Consider the following 17,594-nt stretch of genomic DNA (forward strand, 5'->3'; position numbering starts at 1 on the left):
GCAAGACAGGCAGGGCGGCGCTGGCAGCACTCACCGTTGAGAACTGCCAACCGTCTGATTGAAAACGTAATTTTTCCAAGTTCGGATAAATATTAAGCTTCATTTAAACAAAGCGGTGCTTCCATGATCGTGTCTGGTAAAGACCCCGTCGGGGTACGACAGAAGCGGCAAACGCCATTCGTTCCGGCGGGAAGGCAATGGGAACAGCGTTGCGAGGCTGCGATGAACCACGACATGGAAATGATGTTAAAGGGCTACGGCCTGACGACTGCACAAATCCTCTACCGGATGCCGGATCACCCCGCAGTGCTGCAGACCTATGTCTGGCAGCACTATGATCTCGCGCCGGAATTTCCGGAGATGAAGAGTTTCCTGAAATTCTGGCAGGAAAAGCTCGACGGTCCGCTCCATTCGGTCTGCTACGTCCACCGCCGGCTGATCGGTGCCAGCGAGTGGCGGGCGTTGAAGGGCGAGTTCATCCTCCATTGAGGGGAAATCACACATGAACCTCGCCGTGGGCGAATTCGCCCTCGTCGGGTTCCCTGTGGAGGGCGGCATAGAGAATACCGGCGTGCCAGAGACCGACGACCGTCAGCACGACCCAGCCGGGCACGGCGCCGAGCGCCGCATTGTGGACGAGTTGCGCCAGCGAATGGACCAGATCTGCCCGCGGCTGGTCGGGCAGCAGTTTCGGCGTCGAGATCTTCAGGATCCAGGCCAGCAGCAGGATCATGTACATCCAGCAGTAGTTGCGGCGAATGCGACGGAAAAGCGCCTCACGATAGCTGATGAGAAACGTCGGCTGACGCAGGCTTTTCGCGATCGCCGCGGCCCAGTCAGGATTGAGCTCGTCGTCCGGACACAGCGCCTGGGCGAAATAATAGCGCTCGAGCTGGCGGACGCGCGCACGATAGACGTCGAAGAACCGATAGCGGCGCGCCTCGATCAGCAGGAAGAGCGAGATGAGCAGCATAGCGAAGAGCACGACGCCGTGGTGCGAGGTCGGCGTCGACAGGGACACCGAAAGCAGACCGGCGACAACGGTGATCGCCCAGTTGGAACTCCGGTCGATACGGTCGCGCCAGCTGATCATGCGGCCGATCTCGCCGCGGTAGTAGTGAATGATCAGGTTCGCCTTTTCGGCAGATGTGACGGGCAGTGTCGGCGGCCTGCGCGCCTCGTGCACGATTGCCCCACGCAGCGGAGACTCGTCGGCCATGTTTCCCCCGGAACGCTGATGCATCAAGCAATGCTCCTACAACGGGGAAGTCGCCCTGAGGTTCCGGGCACCCGCATTGCCAAATCCGCCCGGAGCCTGTAGACCCGGGCCTCGCGGCGCCCGGCGCCGGAAGACGAACACCTCCCGAGGAGCTTCCACATGGCAAAGATCGACGAAGAAGCACTGGCGGAGGCCTATAACCGCGCGCTGGCGCTCGAAAAGGCCGGCAATGTCGACGCCGCCGTCGAGGCCTACCGGCACGTTCTCGAACTCGACCCCGAGGATCACGGCGGCGCAGCCGTCCGCATCGCCGCGCTCGGCCGTGGTGAGACGCCGCCGAAGGCCCCGGACGCCTATGTCGAGACCCTTTTCGACCAGCATGCGGAGGCCTTCGAGGACATCCTCGTCGAGCAACTCGGCTACGCGGTGCCGATGATGGTTCGCCAGCGCCTGCAGGCGCTCGGCCTCGGTCCCTTCCGGCGCATGCTTGACCTCGGCTGCGGCACAGGCCTCACCGGCGGCGCGCTCCGCGACATGGTCGGCGACATCACCGGCATCGACATCTCGGAAAACATGGTCGAGCTCGCCCACGAGAAGGACCTCTACGAGACGCTCTACGTCGCCGAGGTCGAGGACTTCCTCGAGGACAACGACGAGGAAGCCTTCGACCTCATCACCGCGACGGACGTGCTGCCCTATCTCGGCGCGCTCGAGCCGCTCTTCTTCGGCGCCGCCGAGAACATGGTGTCCGGCGGCATCTTCGTCTTCTCCTCCGAGACCCTCCCCGCCGGGGATGGCCGCGCCTACATGGTCGGCCCGCACCAGCGCTTCCTGCATTCGGAGGCCTATATCCGCGAGCGGCTACAACAGACCGGCTTCGAGATCATCGAAATTGGTGACATCAACGTGCGCATGCAGGATGGCGAGCCGAGCCCCGGCCATCTGGCGATCGCACGCCTCGCCTGATCCGGTACGCCTACTGATCTCTCGGGGCGACGGTTCCCTCGCCGCCAGCATCGGCGTGCAGGATCTGGTCGAGCCGCTTCAGCATGCCGTTGGCGATTTCTCGTTCGCCCATGATGACGGTGTCGGCGCCGAGTTTCGTCAGATGCTCCACCTCCGCATCTGAATGAGCCCGCGCGACGATCAGAAGACGCGGGTTCGTCTTCTTCGCGTAGCTGACGACGTTGCCCGCCTCGAACGCGTTGGGGATCGCCACGACGATACTGCTCGCCTCGGTAAGATTGGTGAGATCGAGCACGTCCGTCGAACTCGCATTGCCTGGGATGACCTCGATTCCGGCGGCTTTCAGGTCCGCAACCTTCAGGTCGGCATCCTCGACGACGAGAAATGCGGTGTTCGACGCTTTCAGATTGGCGGCGACGATGCCGCCTACCCGGCCGCACCCGGCGATCACGCAATGCCGCGAAAGCGTCGTCGGACGGATCTTGTCGCCATTGGCGTCGACAAGTGCCGTTCCTTCAGCAGGCAAGGTCTGCCTGGCGGATTCCGCGCTTTCCGTTGCCTTCTTCGAGAACCGGGCCTCCAAGGTGGGGCGCATCCTCTCCGAGAGATAGAACACGAGCGGGTTCAGGATGATCGAGATGATCGCACCGGCAAGAATGAAGTCGCGTCCTTCCGGTGGCAGCAGGTTCAACCCGACACCGAGTTCTGCGAGGATGAACGAAAACTCGCCCACCTGCGCAAGGCTCGCGGAAATCGTCAGGGCCGTCGAAATGCCCTTCCCGAACAGCAGCACGATCAGGAACGCCGCGAGCGACTTGCCGATCACGATGATGAAGACCGTGGCGAGGATGGCGATCGGGTGCTCGAAAATGATGCCGGGGCTGAACAGCATGCCGACGGAAACGAAAAACAGCACGGCGAAGGCATCGCGCAACGGCAGGCTTTCCTGCGCGGCACTGTGGGAAAGCTCGCTCTCGGAAAGGACCATGCCGGCGAAGAAGGCGCCGAGTGCCAGCGAAACGCCGAACAGCGTCGACGCGCCGAATGCCACGCCGAGGGCGATGGCCAGGACGCCGAGACGGAAGAGCTCCCGAGAACCGGTATGCGCCATGTAGTGAAGAAGCCACGGAATCATGCGGCGACCGAAAACCAGCATCACAGCGACGAACAGCGCGACCTTCAGCAAAGTCACCGCGAGAATGCTGCCGATCCCGAGCTCGATGCCGAGCGCGTTGCTGAGACCCACGGCGAGCGGATCGGCGTGAGCGGGGTCGCCGCCGACCGAAGCGAAGGCGGGAATGAGCACCAGTGCCAGAACCATGGCCAGGTCCTCGACGATCAGCCAGCCGACGGCGATCTTGCCGCGCTCGGTCTCCACCAAGCGCCGCTCCTGCAATGCCCTCAGCAGCACGACGGTCGAGGCGACCGAAAGCGCGAGGCCGAAAACCAGACTGCCGCCGAGGGGCCAGCCGAGGAAGGAGGCCATTGCCCATCCCAGGAAGGTTGCGAACCCGATCTGTACGACGGCGCCCGGCAGGGCGATCGCCCGCACCGAAAGCAGATCCTTCAATGAAAAATGGAGGCCCACGCCGAACATCAGCAAAATTACGCCGAGTTCGGCAAGCTCCGGCGCAAGGTCCTGATCCGCCACAAAACCGAGCGTGTATGGACCGACGAGGATGCCCGCGAAGAGATAGCCGACGAGCGGAGGCAATCGAAGCCTCTGGGCCAGAAGACCCAGTATGAACGCCAGCACAATACCTCCCACGATGGTCGATATCAGTGGCATCTCTCCGTGCATCCGCGGCCCTCCATCTGGTGTTCGGCTGAGAAAAATGATAAATAAGAACGATATTGATCAATATGGTCAAAATGAACGCATGGGTCAACCTTCCAAGACACATTGCCTGACACCCGAGATGTGCAGGGCGGCACGGGGACTGCTCGGCTGGACGCAAGGCGAACTCGCCGAGCGCGCTGAGGTCTCGCGGGGCACGGTTCGGGACTACGAAAGTGCCCGTCACGGCAATCACCGTGCGACCGAGGTGCAGCTGCGGCGCGCGCTCGAGGCCGGCGGTGCCCGTTTTCTCGACATCGAGAACGTCGGAATGACGCTCTGTTCCGCCAAACGGCCCGAAGAGCCGAAACACTGATGCGCGCCGACCGGAATAAACCGCGTTCCGCGCTTTCGTCTCGTCCGGGCTTGCTTTAATTCTTCGGCCATCAAGGCAGGAGAAGGAGAAGAGTCGTGGCGAAGGTAGCGTTCATCGGACTGGGCGTCATGGGTTATCCCATGGCCGGACATCTGAAGGCGAAGGGAGGCCATGACCTCACCGTCTATAACCGGACGGCCGCCAAGGCCGAGAGCTGGGTGAACCAGCACGGTGGCCGGTCGGCCGCCACCCCGGCGGAAGCGGCGCGCGATGCCGACTTCGTCTTCACCTGCGTCGGCAACGACGACGACCTCCGCACGGTGACCATCGGCCCGGACGGCGCGCTTGCCGGCATGAAGGCCGGCGCCGTGCTGATCGACAACACGACCGCCTCGGCCGAAGTCGCCCGCGAACTCTATGACGCCGCGAAAGCCAAAGGCTGCGACTTCATCGACGCGCCCGTCTCCGGCGGACAGGCGGGTGCGGAGAACGGCGTGCTGACCGTGATGTGCGGCGGCGACGAAGCGGTCTTCGACCGCGCCCGGCCGGTCATCGACGCCTATGCCCGGATGGTCGGGCTGATGGGACCAGCCGGCGCCGGCCAGCTCACCAAGATGGTCAACCAAATCTGCATCGCCGGCCTCGTCCAGGGCCTCGCCGAGGGGATTCACTTTGGTAAGAAAGCCGGCCTCGACATTGAAAAGGTTATCGAAGTCATCTCCAAGGGCGCTGCCGGCTCCTGGCAGATGGAAAACCGCTACAAGACCATGAACCAGGGCAAGTACGACTTCGGCTTCGCCGTCGACTGGATGCGCAAGGACCTCGACATCGTGCTCTCCGAGGCCCGCCGCAACGGCGCCGCTCTGCCCGTCACCGCGCTGGTCGACCAGTTTTACGGCGAGGTCCAGAAGCTCGGCGGCAAGCGCTGGGACACGTCCTCGCTTCTCGCGCGGCTGGAAAAATGACCCTCGGGTCGGCCGCGACCACCGACGAGATCGTCGCCTTCCTCAGATCGCTGAGGAACGACGAGAACATCGCCGGCATGGGCCGGTTCGGCATCGCGACCGACAACGCGCTCGGCATCTCCAACCCGGTGATGCAGAAGATCGCCCGGCAGGTGAAGAAGAATCCCGCCCGGGCGCTCGAACTCTGGGAGACCGGTATCCGTGAAGCACGGATGCTGGCACTCTACACGCTGGACCCGAAGACACTCGACGCCGCAACGGCTCGCCGCCTCGCCGGCGATTTCGCATCCTGGGAGATCGTCGACGCGGCCGCGGACCTCTTCGTGTCCGCCCGACTCGAGGACCTCATTCCCGAATTCGCCGCCGACGAACGCGAATTCGTGCGCCGCACGGCCTTTTCGATGATCGCCTCGGCGGTCCACCTGAAACAGGAGCCGGACGGCTTGATCCTCGGCTACTTGGCGCAGATCGAGGCTCACGCGGAAGACGAACGCAATTTCGTCCGCAAGGCCGTGAACTGGGCGCTCCGCAACATCGGCAAGCGCAATCGGACCTGCCACGGCCCGGCGCTCGCACTCGCGGAGAAGCTTGCCACCGGCGCGGACAAGACCGCGCGCTGGATCGGCAGGGATGCCGTGCGCGAGCTTACGAGCGAGAAGGTGCTGGAACGCCTGAAGGACTGAGCCTCGAAAGAGGTCAATCCTCCTGGGACTTCTGATGGTCCAGGATCATGTAGTCGAGCGGCAGCTCGGTCGTGTACTTGATCTGCTCCATGGCGAAGGCGGAGGAGACGTCGCGGATCTCGATGCGGGCGATCAGCCGCTTGTAGAAGGCGTCGTAGGCGGCGATATCCGGCACCACCACACGCAGGAGATAGTCGACGTCGCCGCTCATGCGGTAGAATTCGACGACCTCCGGAAAGTCGACGACCACTTCGGAGAAGCGCTTCAGCCACTCGATCGAGTGGGTATTGGTGCGGACCGACACGAAGACGGTCACCTTGGTGTTGACCTTGCCCGGATCGAGAAGCGCCACCCGCCGGCGGATAACGCCATCCTCCTCCATCTTCTGGATACGGCGCCAGCAGGGCGTCGTGGAAAGCCCGACCTTCTTGGCGAGATCGGCCACGGCGAGCGTAGAATCTTCCTGGAGTATGCGCAAAATCTTTCGGTCGAGACGGTCCATGCCATGATCCTTCGGAAAATTATTCCCGGTATAGCGGAGATTCTCCGTTTTGAAAGCTTACAAAGGCGAAGAACACAAACGATCCACTTCCCCGCGCAGGACGGAAAGCAACTCCTGCTCGAACCAAGGATTTTTCTTCAGCCATCCCGTGTTTCGCCAGCTCGGATGCGGCAGCGGCAATACGGGCAGCGCGGGCGATTCGGCATCGTGGAAGTAGTCTCGCCAATGTCGCACCGTCTCGTCGAGCGTTCGCTTGCGCCGGCTGCCGAGATGCCAGGCCTGCGCGTATTGCCCGACGGCAAGGATAAGCTCGACCTGCGGCATCGCGGCGAGCACACGCTTGCGCCAGGCAGGCGCGCATTCGCGACGCGGCGGCAGGTCGTGGCCCTTGCTGTTGTAGCCGGGGAAGCAGAAACCCATCGGCACGATGGCAAAGCGGTCCGGGTCGTAAAACGTCTCGCGGTCCACCCCCATCCATTGCCGCAGGCGGTCGCCGGAGGCGTCGTTGAAGGGCAACCCCGTCTCATGCACCCGAAGACCGGGCGCCTGGCCGGCGATCAGGATGCGCGCCGCCTCGGAAAGAACGGCGACCGGGCGCGGTTCGTGCGGCAGGCGGTGTGCTGGCCCGCCCTGCGGCGTGTCGCGGCAAATCCGGCAAAGCGCAATTTCCCTGCGCAACTGCTCCAGTCGGTCCTCGGCCATCGACAGGCCGGTCAAAGGGCGGTGCTCGGACGGGAGGCGACCTCCCTGTACCAGCGCCATACATGGGTGAACTCCTCCGGGCAGGTGATGCGTGCCGGCTTCATGAAGTCGAAGGCAATCATCGCGGTAATATCAGCAATGCTGTAGCGCTGCCCGGCGACAAAGGGACGTTCGGCAAGCTCGTCGTTCAGGAAGCGCAGGAATTCGATCGCCTTCGGCTTGTTGACCTCACCCCATTCGGGCACCTGCGGCACTTCCCACGACACCATCGCCGGATGGATGTGCCGGAAGGCTGCGGCAACGGCGGCCAAGTAGATGAGTTCGGCGCGGCGGTTCCACATTTCGACGATCGCGCGATCCCGGGCGTCGACCCCGAAAAGCGGCGGATCCGGCTGAAGTTCCTCAAGATAACGGCAGATCGCGACGGATTCGCAAAGCACCGTACCGTCGTCGAGTTCGAGGATCGGGAGGCGCTGCAGCGGGTTCTTGGCGGTGAGTTCCGGCGCCTTGTGGCCGAGGGCGTTCATGTCCACCGGCACGGTTTCGACTTCGATGCCCTTCTCTTTCAGGAACACCGTAACCCGGCGCGGATTGGGCGCCCGCCCGCCATCATATAGCTTCATCTGTCTTCTCCGTGTGCGGTCAATTGATACCAAAGAGCCGCCGGAGAAAAGCAAAAAGAAGGGCGCCGGCATCGGCGGGAGCCATCTCGCCGGCGTCCAGACCGTTCGCCCGCCGCCATACCTCCGGGCGGTCGAAGACCCCGCTCCAGATGCCAATGCGGTCACGGCGGGCGGCCTCCTCCTCCGCCGCATAGCCGCCATAGGCGACCGCGAAACCTTCCCGGACCATGAGCGCGTTGACGTCGACCTCTCCCGCCCGGCAGCGCACCAGAAGACGGTCATACCGATCGAGCGCACCGCCCTTGCAGAGAAAGCCGGGAGCTGCCAACAACCCGGCAAGGCGGCGCCTTGCCTCTGCACCACAGCGCCACACCTCTCCGCCGCGACCCTTGCACGTCTGCGAGAGCTCGGGCGCATCGATGCCTTCGAGCCTCGCCCGACTCTGCCTGTTTGAAAGCGTGTCCCCGTCAACGGCGACCAGGTCCCCGGAGAAATCCTCTTCCGCCTTGCGATCGAGTTTCGCAACGATCAGCAGCGCGAGCAGCAGCATGGAAATGCCGACCACGCCGTCGCGAAGACTGCGCCGAAAACCCGTCACAATCCGGCCTTCTTCACGAACGAAGGCTTTTCGAGCATGGCAAACAAATCCTTTTCGAGAGCATCTTCTTAATCTTTTGCCGTTAGCCTCGCATCATCGCGACAGACGACATTTTGAAGCATGAGTAAAGGCGTCTCCACTACGGCCGACAAGAACATCGTCGACCTTTCCCGCAGCCACCGTAACAAGGCTGTGTCGAAAGCGGTTCGCACGATGCGCGAACGGCTGCAATCGAGCCACTCCGGCTCGCCGGCCTTCGATCGTGAAATACTTGGGATGCACGTCGACTCCGCTCTTCACGGAGCAGCGGTCGTCCCGTTCATGGTGCTTCTCGCCGGCGGCCTCGGCGCCTATGTGAACCTCGCGCCCTGGATTTATTCCTGGGCACTGCTGACGCTCACCGTCCACTCCCTCAACATCCTGCTTGTCCGGCACATCTCCAAGCGCGACCGGGCGACGCTTGCGACCACGAGATGGCGGCGCCTTCTGCTCCTCGGGCAGGCCGGCATGGGCGTCTGCTGGGCATTTTTTGCCTTGCAGGGGTGTGAAGCCTGCTCGGGCGATACAGTCGTCCTCATCAAGGGCGCGGTCTTGCTCATCGTCCTGTCCGTCACGGCGATGGCGAACATACTCCTCAGGGGCGCCGTCGTGTTCGGCTTCCTTCCGACCGTGGCGGCCCTCACCTACACGACCGCCACGACGCGCGCGCCGCTTGAGGCCGGCCTCCTCGGCATGTTCACGATCGCGCTGGTGTTCTTCTTCTTCATCACGCTGCGCCTCTACCACAACAATCTGAAGCTCCTTTCCTTCCAGAGCGAGAAGGACGACCTGATCGCCGAACTCGAGGTGGCAAAATCCCTTTCCGACGAGGCACGCCGGCGGGCCGAAGAGGCGAACCTCGCCAAATCACGCTTCCTCGCGTCGATGTCGCATGAGCTGCGCACGCCGCTCAACGCCATCCTCGGCTTCTCCGAGGTTATGGCAACGGAAGTGCTCGGACCGCTCAACAATCCGCTCTACAAGGAATATTCCGACGACATCCACCGCTCGGGCCAGCATCTCCTCAACCTGATCAACGAGATCCTCGACCTGTCGCGCATCGAAGCGGGCAAGTTCGAACTGCATGAAGAAGCGGTTTCGCTGCTCGACCTCGCCGAAGACTGCATCGGCATGGTGCAGCTGCGTGCGAAGGGGAAGAACATCACCATCGAGGAGCAGTTCGAGGAGAACCTGCCCGATGTCTGGGCTGACGAGAAAGCGATCCGCCAGGTGGTCCTGAACCTGTTGTCGAACGCAGTGAAGTTCACGCCGCAAGGCGGCGAAATCCTCGTGAAGGCCGGCTGGACGGCGGGCGGCGGCCAGTACGTCTCGATCCGCGACAACGGTCCCGGCATCCCCGAAAACGAAATCCCGATCGTACTCTCGGCCTTCGGACAAGGGTCGGTCGCGATCAAGAGTGCAGAACAGGGAACCGGTCTCGGCCTGCCGATCGTTCAGGCGATCCTTGCCAAGCATGGCGGCGAGTTCAAATTGAAGTCGAAACTGCGGGAAGGCACGGAAGTCATCGCCATCCTGCCGGCACGCCGCGTGCTGCAGAGCATTCCGGCCGTCTCCGAAACGCAGGCCATCCAGCCGCGCAGGCGCCAGTTCGCCTGAACCTGGCCGTCAGCACGCCGGCCTCAGCGGTAATCAGAAAAAGATGGTATAGGCGAAGAAACCGGCGTTCGCGACGAGAAGACAGAACACCGCGAAGGAACCGAGGTCCTTGGCATTGCGCCCGACCGTCGAAATTTCCGGTGACACGCGGTCGACGAGTTCCTCGATCGCCGTGTTGAGGGCTTCGACGGCAAAAAGCAGTAGCATCAGGACGAGGTAGGTCACGACCTCGCCGAAGCTGGCCCCGACCAGCCACAACAGGACAAGGCCGGCACCGAAGGCGAGCAACTCATGACGGAAGGCCGGCTCCTCGTAAAGCCTCAGAAAGCCCTGCAGCGAATAGCGTGCGGCCGCGAAGAAATGTGCAACACCCGTTTCCTTGCGGATGGGATTGCCCGTCTCGTCGATGGGAGCCGCGTCTCGGCGCTTCTCGTCAGCCATCGGTCTGGTTGCTCACGCCCGCGCTCTCGAACGTCGCCATGCCGGAATGGCAGGCAGCGGCGGCCTTGACGATCCCGGCGGCAAGGGCTGCACCCGTACCTTCGCCAAGACGCATGCCGAGCGCCAGAAGCGGCGTCTTGCCGAGCTTCTCGATGGCCTTCAGGTGGCCCGGTTCCCCGGAGACGTGGCCGATCAGGCAATGATCGAGCGCCGAGGGATTGGCAGCCTTGAGGATGGCGGCGGCCGAGGTCGCGACGTAACCGTCGATCAGGACCGGAATTCGCTGCACGCGGGCAGCCAGGATGGCGCCGGCCATGGCGGCGATCTCGCGTCCGCCGAGACGGCGCAGGATTTCGAGTGGATCGTCCAGATGGGCGCGGTGGAACTCGACGGCCGTGTTCACGGCATTGATCTTGCGCTCCAGCAGTTCCCCATGCGAGCCGGTCCCGGGGCCGACCCATTCCTCGGCCGTGCCGCCGTAGAGTGCGAGGTTGATCGCCGCGGCGATCGTCGTGTTGCCGATCCCCATCTCGCCGATGCAGAGGAGGTCAGTGCCGCCGGCGATCGCTTCCATGCCGAAGGCCATGGTCGCGGCGCAGTCACGCTCGGAAAGCGCCGCCTCGCAGGTGATGTCGCCGGTCGGGTAGTCGAGCGCGAGGTCGAAGATCTTGAGGCCGAGGTCGAAGGTCGAGCAGATCTGGTTGATCGCGGCTCCGCCAGCGGCGAAATTCTCGACCATCTGCTGGGTGACGGACGACGGGAACGGCGTGATGCCGTGTTTCGTGACGCCGTGATTGCCGGCGAAGATCGCCACCAGCGGGCGATTGACCGCCGGAGGACGCCCGGTCCAGGCGGCGAGCCACATGGCGATCTCCTCGAGCCGGCCGAGCGAACCCGGAGGCTTGGTCAACTGCCGGTCACGGTCACGTGCAGCAACGAGGGCAGCGGTCTCCGGCCCCGGGAGGTCGCGCAGCAGCGCACGGAAATCGTCGAACGGCAGACCGGTCACAGTCATGAAGGAGGCTTCCTTGTCTTTTCCCGCCAAATCGGCTTTGTGGGTTCCTCTAATACTGAGCGCCGGCCACCGCAACAACCGAAATCGCGGCCAATGCTGTCGCGAACGCAACGGAGCACCAGGCAACTATGGCTTTGCGCGAATTCTTGAACGATACGGCACGGGCCGTCGGTTTCCTGAGCCGTATTCCGATTCCAGCGCATGTCTTTGAGGGATATGAGGGCAAGCTATCGCGAACGGTGCGCGCCTTTGCCGCGGCAGCGGTGGTGATTGCCGCACCCGGTGCCGCCGTCCTCGCGATCATGCTTGCGGCAGGCGCCGGCCCGCTGCTCGCTGCCGTCTGCGCCGTCACGACGCAGGTGCTGACGATCGGCGCCCTCCACGAGGATGCCCTCGGAGACGCGGCCGACGGTTTCGGTGGCGGCCGCGACCGCGAACACGCGCTCGAGATCATGAAGGACAGTCGCGTCGGCTCCTATGGCGCAGTGGCGCTGGTGCTCATTCTTGGCCTCAGGATCGCCGCGCTTTCCCAGCTCGTGACGGCAACCTCGCCGCTCAGCGCGGCCGCGTGCGTCATCGGCGTCGCCGCGCTCAGCCGGACGCTGATGGTCTGGCACTGGTCGGCGCTGCCCTCCGCCCGCACGCAGGGCGTCGCCGCGGCGGCAGGCATGCCGGAGAAGCAAGCCCTGCAGACGGCGCTCGTCAGCGGCGCACTCCTCACCGTCCTCTTCATTCTGCCCGCCACGTCGCCCTTCACGACGATCGTCACCCTGGCGACCGCGGCACTTGCCGCCGCCGCCTTCACCTCCCTGACCAGGAAGAAGCTCCGGGGCCATACGGGCGATACCATCGGCGCGACGCAGCAGGTCTGCGAGGCCGCAGCGCTCATCGCCCTTGCAGTGAGTTCCTGACCGGACGATATAGAGGAGGCACCACAAGGAACGCCGATGGAATCGCCCTGCATCCTCGTCTGCTCGATCGACATGAAGACCGGTTTCTGCTTCGGCTGCGGCCGCACGAAGGACGAGATCGCACTGTGGACCTCCTACTCGGACGCCGAGCGCCGGGAGATCATGGCGAGCCTCCCCGCAAGGCTCGAAGCCGTCGAGCGGAAGCCGCGCCGCGAGACCCGCCGCAGCCGCATGGCGCGGGAGCGTGAGAACGGCTGATGCGACTTCTCGTCGTCTTCCTCATTCTCGGTTTCGGCCTCGTCGTGCTCCTGTTCACCAACGGCGGCGCCCGCAACTTCGGCATGGACGACGATAGCTTCGGCGAGTTGATCCGGCTGCTGCCGTTCGCACTGCTGCTCTCGGCCGGCATCCTCGCAAGCCGGAGAAGCCTCGGCGAAACTGTGCGCCAGATGGCGCTTTGGCTGCTGATCATCCTCGCGCTGGTTACGGGCTATCTCTATCGCGGCGAGCTCCGCTCCGTCGGCGAGCGGCTGCTGGCCGGGCTCGTCCCCGGCCGGGCTGTCGTCGTGACCGCGACCGACGGCGGCAAGGAGGTCGTGCTGCACAAATCGCTCGGCGGCCATTTCGTGACGAGCGTCGATGTCGACGGTGTGCCGGTGCCGATGATCGTCGACACGGGCGCGAGTGCGGTCGCCCTGAGCTACGACGATGCTTTGCGGATCGGCATCGATCCGGCGCGCTTGAACTTCACCCGGACGATCCTGACGGCAAACGGTCGCGCCATGGCCGCCCCGGCGCGGCTCCGGGAGGTTGCGATCGGTCCGATCCTTCGCACAGATGTCGAAGGGCTCGTGGTCGAGGAAGGCAAGCTCGACCAGAGCCTGCTCGGCATGAGCTTCCTGTCGACCCTGCAGTCGCTGCAGATGCAGTCGGATGAGCTGCGCCTCAGGGACTGAGGCGGTCTCCCGCCATCAGTTGCGAAGCTTGTAGCCTGTCCTGAACACCCACGCGAGAAAGCCGAGGCAGAGCGCGAGGAAGGCGAAGATCATCAGGATGCTGATGAGCGGCTGGACGTCCGATATCTCGAAAAAGCTCCAGCGGAAGCCGCTGACGAGATAGAGCACCGGGTTGAAATGGCTGACCGTCTGCCAGAACGGCGGCAGCACCTCGACCGAATAGAAGGTCCCGCCGAGGAAGATGAGCGGCGGGATGACCAGCATCGGCACGAGGCTCAACTGTTCGAAGTTCTTCGCCCATATGCCGATGATGAATCCGGCGAGACTGAAGGTGACCGCGGTCATCAGCATGAAGAACAGCATGAGAAAGGGATGCGCGATCGACAGATCGACGAAGAAGGCAGCCGTCGCGAGAATGATGAGACCGATCATCATGCCCTTGGTGGTCGCCGCCCCGACATAGCCGATCAGGATCTCCGTCATCGCGACCGGGGAGGAGAGAACCTCGTAGATGGTCCCGGTGAATTTCGGGAAATAAATACCGCTCGACCCGTTCATCACGCACTGGGAGATCAGCGTCAGCATGATGAGGCCGGGCGTGATGAAGCCGCCATAGGCGACCCCGCCGATCTCCTGCATGCGCGAACCGACGGCCGCACCGAAGACGATGAAGTAGAGCGCCGTGGAGACCACCGGCGACACCACGCTTTGCAGCAACGTCCGGCGAGTGCGCGCCATCTCGTAGAAATAGATCGCCTTGATCGCCTCGACATTCATGCCTTTTCTCCGATGAGCGAAACGAAGATGTCCTCGAGCGACGACTGCCGCGTCGAGAGGTCGGCGAACCGCACGCCCGCCGCCTCGATGGCGGAGAGCAGGCCGGTAATTCCACCGTGATTGGTCTGCCGGTCGTAGTCGTAGATGAGTTGCGTCCCGTCGGGCGAAAGCTCGAGCTGCCAGGCCGCAAGATGCGGCGGCACCGCCTCGATGGGCTCGACGAGATCTATGGCGAGTTGCTTGCGCCCTAGCTTGCGCATCAGCGTATCCTTGTCCTCGACCAGCAGCAGTTCGCCATGGTCGATGATGCCGATGCGGTCGGCGATCTCCTCGGCCTCTTCGATATAGTGCGTCGTCAGGATCACCGTCACGCCGCCCTCGCGCAGCCGCGAGACGAGCTGCCACATATCCTTGCGCAGGTTGACGTCGACACCCGCCGTCGGCTCGTCGAGGAAGAGAAGGCGCGGCTGGTGCGCCAGCGCCTTCGCGATCAGCACGCGCCGCTTCATCCCGCCGGAAAGTTCACGCAGCGCGTTGTCGCGCTTGTCCCAGAGCGACAGCTCGCGGAGGATGCTCTCGATATAGGCGGGATCCGGCTTTCTGCCGTGGAGCCCCCGCGAGAAGCTCACCGTGTTGAACACTGTCTCGAAAAGATCGGTCGTCAGTTCCTGCGGAACGAGGCCGATGATCGACCGCGTCTTCCGGAACTCACTGACGACGTCATGGCCGGCCACCAGCACCTGACCGCCGCTCGGATTGGCAATGCCGCAGGCGATCGAGATCAGCGTGGTCTTGCCGGCGCCGTTCGGGCCGAGAAGTGCTATGATCTCCCCTTCCGCGATGTCGAGGGAGACACCCTTGAGGGCTTCGAAACCGTTGGCATAAGTCTTCTTGAGATCACGAATGGATAGGATCGGAGACATGGGGGAAGAAGCTCCTGACGGGTCGTGAACCCTCTATATAGAGACCTCAATGCGGGATGCCAGTCCCACCCCCTGCAGTCGTGTCGCTCCGTTTCGCTCTCGCCGGTTTCAGGTCCCGACGGGCTTCAGCGTCAGTTCCTGAAGGATCGCGAGCTCGGAATAGACACGATTTCGGCCGTAGTGCTTGGCGAGATAGAGGAACTGATCCGCGGCGTTGAGGTAGTTGCTGAAGTTCTCTTGCCCCTCGACCTGCGCCACGCCGATCGACGCGGTCACGCCGAGGTCGGCGTCGTCGAGCGCGACCCTGACCTCCGCGATCTGGTGGCGCAGCATCTCGCAGAAATCGCTCGCTTGCTGGATGTCCATGCCCGCCAGCAGGATCCCGAATTCCTCGCCTCCGAGCCGCGCGAGCATGTGGTCCGTGTCTTCGAGCGTCTCGCGCAGGCGGGTTGCGACCGCCTTCAGCACCCGGTCGCCGATCTCGTGCCCGTAGGTGTCGTTCAGCCGCTTGAAGTGGTCGATGTCGAGCATCGCCATGCTGCAGGGCTCGTCACGGTCGAGACACGAGGCGACGATCGCCGGTCCCTCGTCGAAGAAATGACGCCGGTTGCACAGACCCGTCAGGTAGTCGCTGAACGCCGCCAGCCGCAATTGCCGGATCTGCGACAGCGTCTCGACATTGTGCCCGATCCGGCACTGGAGTTCCTCGACGACGAAGGGGCGATAGACGAAATCGTTGGCACCGGCCTTGAGAAAGCTCGCCGAGAGCAGCCGGTCCGCCGAAGAGGAGATACCGATGATCCGGACCCGGTCGGAAGTATGCACCCGGCGGATGCGGCGCGTCAGCTCGTAGCCATCCATGTCGGGCATGTTGTAGTCGGTGACGACGAGTTCGATGCCGGGGTGCTGTTCGAGCATCGTCATCGCTTCCGTTCCGGTCGATGCCTCGAAAACCTGGAACTGCTGCAGCTTGAGGAGATCGGCGAGCATCTTGCGGGCCGACGGCACGTCATCGACGACGAGAACGCGCACGCTTCGGTTGGCGAGGATGCGGTCGACGGCGGCAATCACCATGTCGATCGCCCGCTCGTTGTTCTTGATGACGTAATCGGCGACGCCACGTGCGACCACCCGCTCGCGCATATGGCGATTGAAGTCGGCCGTGAAGACGACGGCCGGGATATCGTGTTGAACCACCTTATCGAGGATCTGGCCGTCGGGGGAATCGGGCAGGTTCAGATCCACCACCGCAACGTCGTATTGCCGGGCCCCGCCTGCGACGGCATGCCGGAAATCCTCGGTCGTTGCGCAGTGGGTGACCCTGAGGCCGTGTTCTCTTTCGAACCGGTGCGACAGGATCGAGGAGAGCGTTCGCGAGTCCTCTATGACCAGAACATGCCCCTTCCTTCGCGAGGAAGGTCTGGTATCCGCAGTCATTTCGGTTGGCAAAGACATTGCTCTTACTTCCATAAGCCGAATGAGTGGCACAACGTCGATAGATGCAGGCATCGGTCGGGCGCTCGCGCACCCGACCCCATTCTTCTCACTTCCGTGCGGCCAACCTCAGAGTCTTTGCTGTGCCGCCTTTATCTGGGTCAGGGTGTCGAGATTCTGGTTCACCCGGCAGTAGAACTCCTCGTCAATAAACGGCCGCAACATGAAATCATTGCCGCCGACCTTGAGGAAACGTGCCGATAGCAGACGGTCCGTCGAGGAAGACACCCCGATGATCCGCAGTTCGTGAGACCCCCTCGCCCCCCTTATCCGTCTCGTCAGTTCGAAGCCATCGACATCGGGCATGTTGTAATCAGTGATAACCAGCCCGATATCCTGATTTGCCCTAAGTATTTCGATCGCCTTCGCACCACTTTCCGCCAGACTGACGCGAAAATTGTAGCGTTTCAACCGGCTCGACAGCAAAGCCCGCGCTGTCGGACTGTCATCCACAACAAGAACGTGGTGACGATGATTCGTGAGAAAGCGGCAGACCGATTCCGCCAGCATTTCGACCGCGAAGATATTGTCCTTCAGAATATAATCGACGATGTCCTTGGCGAGCAACTTTTCCCGCAACTGCTCCTGGAATGTCCCGGTGAAGATGATCGTCGGGATATTGAGGTCGATCAGGTATTCCAGCGCCTCGCCATTCTCGGCTCCGGGCAGGTTTATGTTGGAAATCGCCAGCGTCACCGGTTCATCCGACAGCTCATTTGCTGCCTGCAAGTCCTCCATGGAGCGACAGATTTCCACGTCGATGTTGAAGAGCTCCTTGAGCCTCGTGCGGATCATCGAGGTAAAGACGTTTGAATCCTCCGCGACGATGATACGCGCATCCGGAAAGGATTCTCCGGTATACTGCATGCCCGAAATACCAAGGAAAGTCATGAAATGCCTTTGCTGCTTTTTATCGACGCCGGACGTTAGACCGAATGGTTTGCGGAACTATTAATCCGCACCCCGTCGAATAGCACCTGAGGACACTTACGCTCCGGCGAGGGCGCGGC

General features: G+C 62.9%; 21 protein-coding genes. 9 read left to right on the forward strand and 12 right to left on the reverse strand.

Going from position 1 to position 17,594, the window contains the following annotated elements:
• The first annotated feature begins 222 nt into the window (after positions 1 to 222).
• Positions 223 to 489: an usg protein gene (locus tag ACM6UT_RS08625; protein WP_416796934.1), complete on the forward strand. Its 267-nt coding sequence runs from the start codon at positions 223 to 225 to the stop codon at positions 487 to 489.
• 7 nt (positions 490 to 496) lie between these two features.
• On the opposite strand, the gene ACM6UT_RS08630 is transcribed toward ACM6UT_RS08625, so the two are convergent.
• Complete coding sequence (locus tag ACM6UT_RS08630) at positions 497 to 1,219, reverse strand: DUF2270 domain-containing protein (protein ID WP_416797086.1); 723 nt, start codon at positions 1,217 to 1,219, stop codon at positions 497 to 499.
• 159 nt (positions 1,220 to 1,378) lie between these two features.
• On the opposite strand from ACM6UT_RS08630, the gene ACM6UT_RS08635 reads away from it, so the two are divergent.
• The gene (locus ACM6UT_RS08635; protein WP_416796935.1) at positions 1,379 to 2,185 is read left to right on the forward strand and encodes a methyltransferase domain-containing protein; all 807 of its coding nucleotides are present in this window, start codon (positions 1,379 to 1,381) and stop codon (positions 2,183 to 2,185) included.
• A 10-nt stretch (positions 2,186 to 2,195) separates the two neighbouring features.
• Here the strand turns inward: ACM6UT_RS08635 and ACM6UT_RS08640 are convergent, their stop codons facing one another.
• The gene (locus tag ACM6UT_RS08640) at positions 2,196 to 3,986 is read right to left on the reverse strand and encodes a cation:proton antiporter domain-containing protein (RefSeq protein ID WP_416796936.1); all 1,791 of its coding nucleotides are present in this window, start codon (positions 3,984 to 3,986) and stop codon (positions 2,196 to 2,198) included.
• A 79-nt stretch (positions 3,987 to 4,065) separates the two neighbouring features.
• On the opposite strand from ACM6UT_RS08640, the gene ACM6UT_RS08645 reads away from it, so the two are divergent.
• From ACM6UT_RS08645 to ACM6UT_RS08655, 3 genes are all read left to right on the forward strand, one after another.
• Entirely contained in the window at positions 4,066 to 4,338 is a 273-nt protein-coding gene (locus ACM6UT_RS08645) for a helix-turn-helix transcriptional regulator (protein WP_416796937.1), read from the forward strand.
• 95 nt (positions 4,339 to 4,433) lie between these two features.
• Positions 4,434 to 5,303 carry an NAD(P)-dependent oxidoreductase gene (locus ACM6UT_RS08650; protein WP_416796938.1) on the forward strand — a complete coding sequence of 290 codons (870 nt, stop codon included), beginning with the start codon at positions 4,434 to 4,436 and terminating at the stop codon, positions 5,301 to 5,303.
• Positions 5,300 to 5,986, forward strand: a complete 687-nt coding sequence (locus ACM6UT_RS08655) for a DNA alkylation repair protein (protein ID WP_416796939.1) — start codon at positions 5,300 to 5,302, stop codon at positions 5,984 to 5,986. Before ACM6UT_RS08650 ends, ACM6UT_RS08655 begins: the two co-directional genes overlap by 4 nt.
• A gap of 13 nt (positions 5,987 to 5,999) precedes the next feature.
• On the opposite strand, the gene ACM6UT_RS08660 is transcribed toward ACM6UT_RS08655, so the two are convergent.
• The 4 genes from ACM6UT_RS08660 to ACM6UT_RS08675 are packed head-to-tail and all read right to left on the reverse strand — an operon-like array spanning position 6,000 to position 8,411.
• Positions 6,000 to 6,488, reverse strand: coding sequence for an Lrp/AsnC family transcriptional regulator (locus tag ACM6UT_RS08660; protein ID WP_416796940.1), 489 nt, complete (start codon positions 6,486 to 6,488; stop codon positions 6,000 to 6,002).
• Positions 6,489 to 6,545: 57 nt separating this feature from the next.
• Positions 6,546 to 7,190, reverse strand: a complete 645-nt coding sequence (locus ACM6UT_RS08665; RefSeq protein WP_416797087.1) for a uracil-DNA glycosylase family protein — start codon at positions 7,188 to 7,190, stop codon at positions 6,546 to 6,548.
• 11 nt (positions 7,191 to 7,201) lie between these two features.
• Entirely contained in the window at positions 7,202 to 7,813 is a 612-nt protein-coding gene (locus ACM6UT_RS08670; protein WP_416796941.1) for a glutathione S-transferase, read from the reverse strand.
• A 19-nt stretch (positions 7,814 to 7,832) separates the two neighbouring features.
• Positions 7,833 to 8,411 carry a thermonuclease family protein gene (locus ACM6UT_RS08675; RefSeq protein ID WP_416796942.1) on the reverse strand — a complete coding sequence of 193 codons (579 nt, stop codon included), beginning with the start codon at positions 8,409 to 8,411 and terminating at the stop codon, positions 7,833 to 7,835.
• Between the two features lie 120 nt (positions 8,412 to 8,531).
• On the opposite strand from ACM6UT_RS08675, the gene ACM6UT_RS08680 reads away from it, so the two are divergent.
• A complete protein-coding gene (locus tag ACM6UT_RS08680; RefSeq protein ID WP_416796943.1) occupies positions 8,532 to 10,067 on the forward strand; it encodes a sensor histidine kinase in 1,536 nt (511 codons plus the stop codon).
• A gap of 33 nt (positions 10,068 to 10,100) precedes the next feature.
• Here ACM6UT_RS08680 and ACM6UT_RS08685 read toward each other — a convergent pair whose 3' ends face one another.
• Positions 10,101 to 10,508 carry a diacylglycerol kinase gene (locus tag ACM6UT_RS08685; protein WP_416796944.1) on the reverse strand — a complete coding sequence of 136 codons (408 nt, stop codon included), beginning with the start codon at positions 10,506 to 10,508 and terminating at the stop codon, positions 10,101 to 10,103.
• Positions 10,501 to 11,523: a nicotinate-nucleotide--dimethylbenzimidazole phosphoribosyltransferase gene (gene cobT, locus ACM6UT_RS08690; RefSeq protein ID WP_416796945.1), complete on the reverse strand. Its 1,023-nt coding sequence runs from the start codon at positions 11,521 to 11,523 to the stop codon at positions 10,501 to 10,503. Before cobT ends, ACM6UT_RS08685 begins: the two co-directional genes overlap by 8 nt.
• Before the next feature lie 128 nt (positions 11,524 to 11,651).
• On the opposite strand from cobT, the gene ACM6UT_RS08695 reads away from it, so the two are divergent.
• From ACM6UT_RS08695 to ACM6UT_RS08705, 3 genes are read left to right on the forward strand one after another with little or no spacing between them, the layout of a single operon-like run.
• Positions 11,652 to 12,434 carry an adenosylcobinamide-GDP ribazoletransferase gene (locus ACM6UT_RS08695; protein WP_416796946.1) on the forward strand — a complete coding sequence of 261 codons (783 nt, stop codon included), beginning with the start codon at positions 11,652 to 11,654 and terminating at the stop codon, positions 12,432 to 12,434.
• Positions 12,435 to 12,470: 36 nt separating this feature from the next.
• Complete coding sequence (locus tag ACM6UT_RS08700) at positions 12,471 to 12,692, forward strand: DUF1289 domain-containing protein (RefSeq protein ID WP_416796947.1); 222 nt, start codon at positions 12,471 to 12,473, stop codon at positions 12,690 to 12,692.
• Positions 12,689 to 13,390 carry a TIGR02281 family clan AA aspartic protease gene (locus ACM6UT_RS08705; protein ID WP_416797088.1) on the forward strand — a complete coding sequence of 234 codons (702 nt, stop codon included), beginning with the start codon at positions 12,689 to 12,691 and terminating at the stop codon, positions 13,388 to 13,390. The genes ACM6UT_RS08700 and ACM6UT_RS08705 overlap by 4 nt, the downstream gene beginning before the upstream one ends.
• A 15-nt stretch (positions 13,391 to 13,405) precedes the next feature.
• Here the strand turns inward: ACM6UT_RS08705 and ACM6UT_RS08710 are convergent, their stop codons facing one another.
• The 4 genes from ACM6UT_RS08710 to ACM6UT_RS08725 form a co-directional block, all read right to left on the reverse strand.
• Complete coding sequence (locus tag ACM6UT_RS08710) at positions 13,406 to 14,167, reverse strand: ABC transporter permease (protein WP_416796948.1); 762 nt, start codon at positions 14,165 to 14,167, stop codon at positions 13,406 to 13,408.
• Positions 14,164 to 15,090, reverse strand: coding sequence for an ABC transporter ATP-binding protein (locus ACM6UT_RS08715; RefSeq protein WP_416796949.1), 927 nt, complete (start codon positions 15,088 to 15,090; stop codon positions 14,164 to 14,166). Before ACM6UT_RS08715 ends, ACM6UT_RS08710 begins: the two co-directional genes overlap by 4 nt.
• Positions 15,091 to 15,198: 108 nt before the next feature.
• Entirely contained in the window at positions 15,199 to 16,545 is a 1,347-nt protein-coding gene (locus ACM6UT_RS08720; protein WP_416796950.1) for a diguanylate cyclase, read from the reverse strand.
• 108 nt (positions 16,546 to 16,653) lie between these two features.
• The gene (locus tag ACM6UT_RS08725; protein WP_416796951.1) at positions 16,654 to 17,475 is read right to left on the reverse strand and encodes a response regulator; all 822 of its coding nucleotides are present in this window, start codon (positions 17,473 to 17,475) and stop codon (positions 16,654 to 16,656) included.
• Between the last annotated feature and the right edge of the window lie 119 nt (positions 17,476 to 17,594).

Source organism: Ciceribacter azotifigens, assembly GCF_048159625.1.
In the GTDB taxonomy this organism is placed as follows: domain Bacteria; phylum Pseudomonadota; class Alphaproteobacteria; order Rhizobiales; family Rhizobiaceae; genus Allorhizobium; species Allorhizobium azotifigens.

Excerpts from the sequence above, each read along its gene's own strand:
- ACM6UT_RS08625 (WP_416796934.1), top strand. The coding sequence starts at position 223 with ATGAACCACGACATGGAAATGATGTTAAAGGGCTACGGCCTGACGACT.
- ACM6UT_RS08630 (WP_416797086.1), bottom strand. The coding sequence starts at position 1,219 with ATGGCCGACGAGTCTCCGCTGCGTGGGGCAATCGTGCACGAGGCGCGC.
- ACM6UT_RS08635 (WP_416796935.1), top strand. The coding sequence starts at position 1,379 with ATGGCAAAGATCGACGAAGAAGCACTGGCGGAGGCCTATAACCGCGCG.
- ACM6UT_RS08640 (WP_416796936.1), bottom strand. The coding sequence starts at position 3,986 with ATGCACGGAGAGATGCCACTGATATCGACCATCGTGGGAGGTATTGTG.
- ACM6UT_RS08645 (WP_416796937.1), top strand. The coding sequence starts at position 4,066 with ATGGGTCAACCTTCCAAGACACATTGCCTGACACCCGAGATGTGCAGG.
- ACM6UT_RS08655 (WP_416796939.1), top strand. The coding sequence starts at position 5,300 with ATGACCCTCGGGTCGGCCGCGACCACCGACGAGATCGTCGCCTTCCTC.
- ACM6UT_RS08660 (WP_416796940.1), bottom strand. The coding sequence starts at position 6,488 with ATGGACCGTCTCGACCGAAAGATTTTGCGCATACTCCAGGAAGATTCT.
- ACM6UT_RS08665 (WP_416797087.1), bottom strand. The coding sequence starts at position 7,190 with ATGGCCGAGGACCGACTGGAGCAGTTGCGCAGGGAAATTGCGCTTTGC.
- ACM6UT_RS08670 (WP_416796941.1), bottom strand. The coding sequence starts at position 7,813 with ATGAAGCTATATGATGGCGGGCGGGCGCCCAATCCGCGCCGGGTTACG.
- ACM6UT_RS08680 (WP_416796943.1), top strand. The coding sequence starts at position 8,532 with ATGAGTAAAGGCGTCTCCACTACGGCCGACAAGAACATCGTCGACCTT.
- ACM6UT_RS08685 (WP_416796944.1), bottom strand. The coding sequence starts at position 10,508 with ATGGCTGACGAGAAGCGCCGAGACGCGGCTCCCATCGACGAGACGGGC.
- cobT (WP_416796945.1), bottom strand. The coding sequence starts at position 11,523 with ATGACTGTGACCGGTCTGCCGTTCGACGATTTCCGTGCGCTGCTGCGC.
- ACM6UT_RS08695 (WP_416796946.1), top strand. The coding sequence starts at position 11,652 with ATGGCTTTGCGCGAATTCTTGAACGATACGGCACGGGCCGTCGGTTTC.
- ACM6UT_RS08700 (WP_416796947.1), top strand. The coding sequence starts at position 12,471 with ATGGAATCGCCCTGCATCCTCGTCTGCTCGATCGACATGAAGACCGGT.
- ACM6UT_RS08710 (WP_416796948.1), bottom strand. The coding sequence starts at position 14,167 with ATGAATGTCGAGGCGATCAAGGCGATCTATTTCTACGAGATGGCGCGC.
- ACM6UT_RS08715 (WP_416796949.1), bottom strand. The coding sequence starts at position 15,090 with ATGTCTCCGATCCTATCCATTCGTGATCTCAAGAAGACTTATGCCAAC.
- ACM6UT_RS08720 (WP_416796950.1), bottom strand. The coding sequence starts at position 16,545 with ATGTCTTTGCCAACCGAAATGACTGCGGATACCAGACCTTCCTCGCGA.
- ACM6UT_RS08725 (WP_416796951.1), bottom strand. The coding sequence starts at position 17,475 with ATGACTTTCCTTGGTATTTCGGGCATGCAGTATACCGGAGAATCCTTT.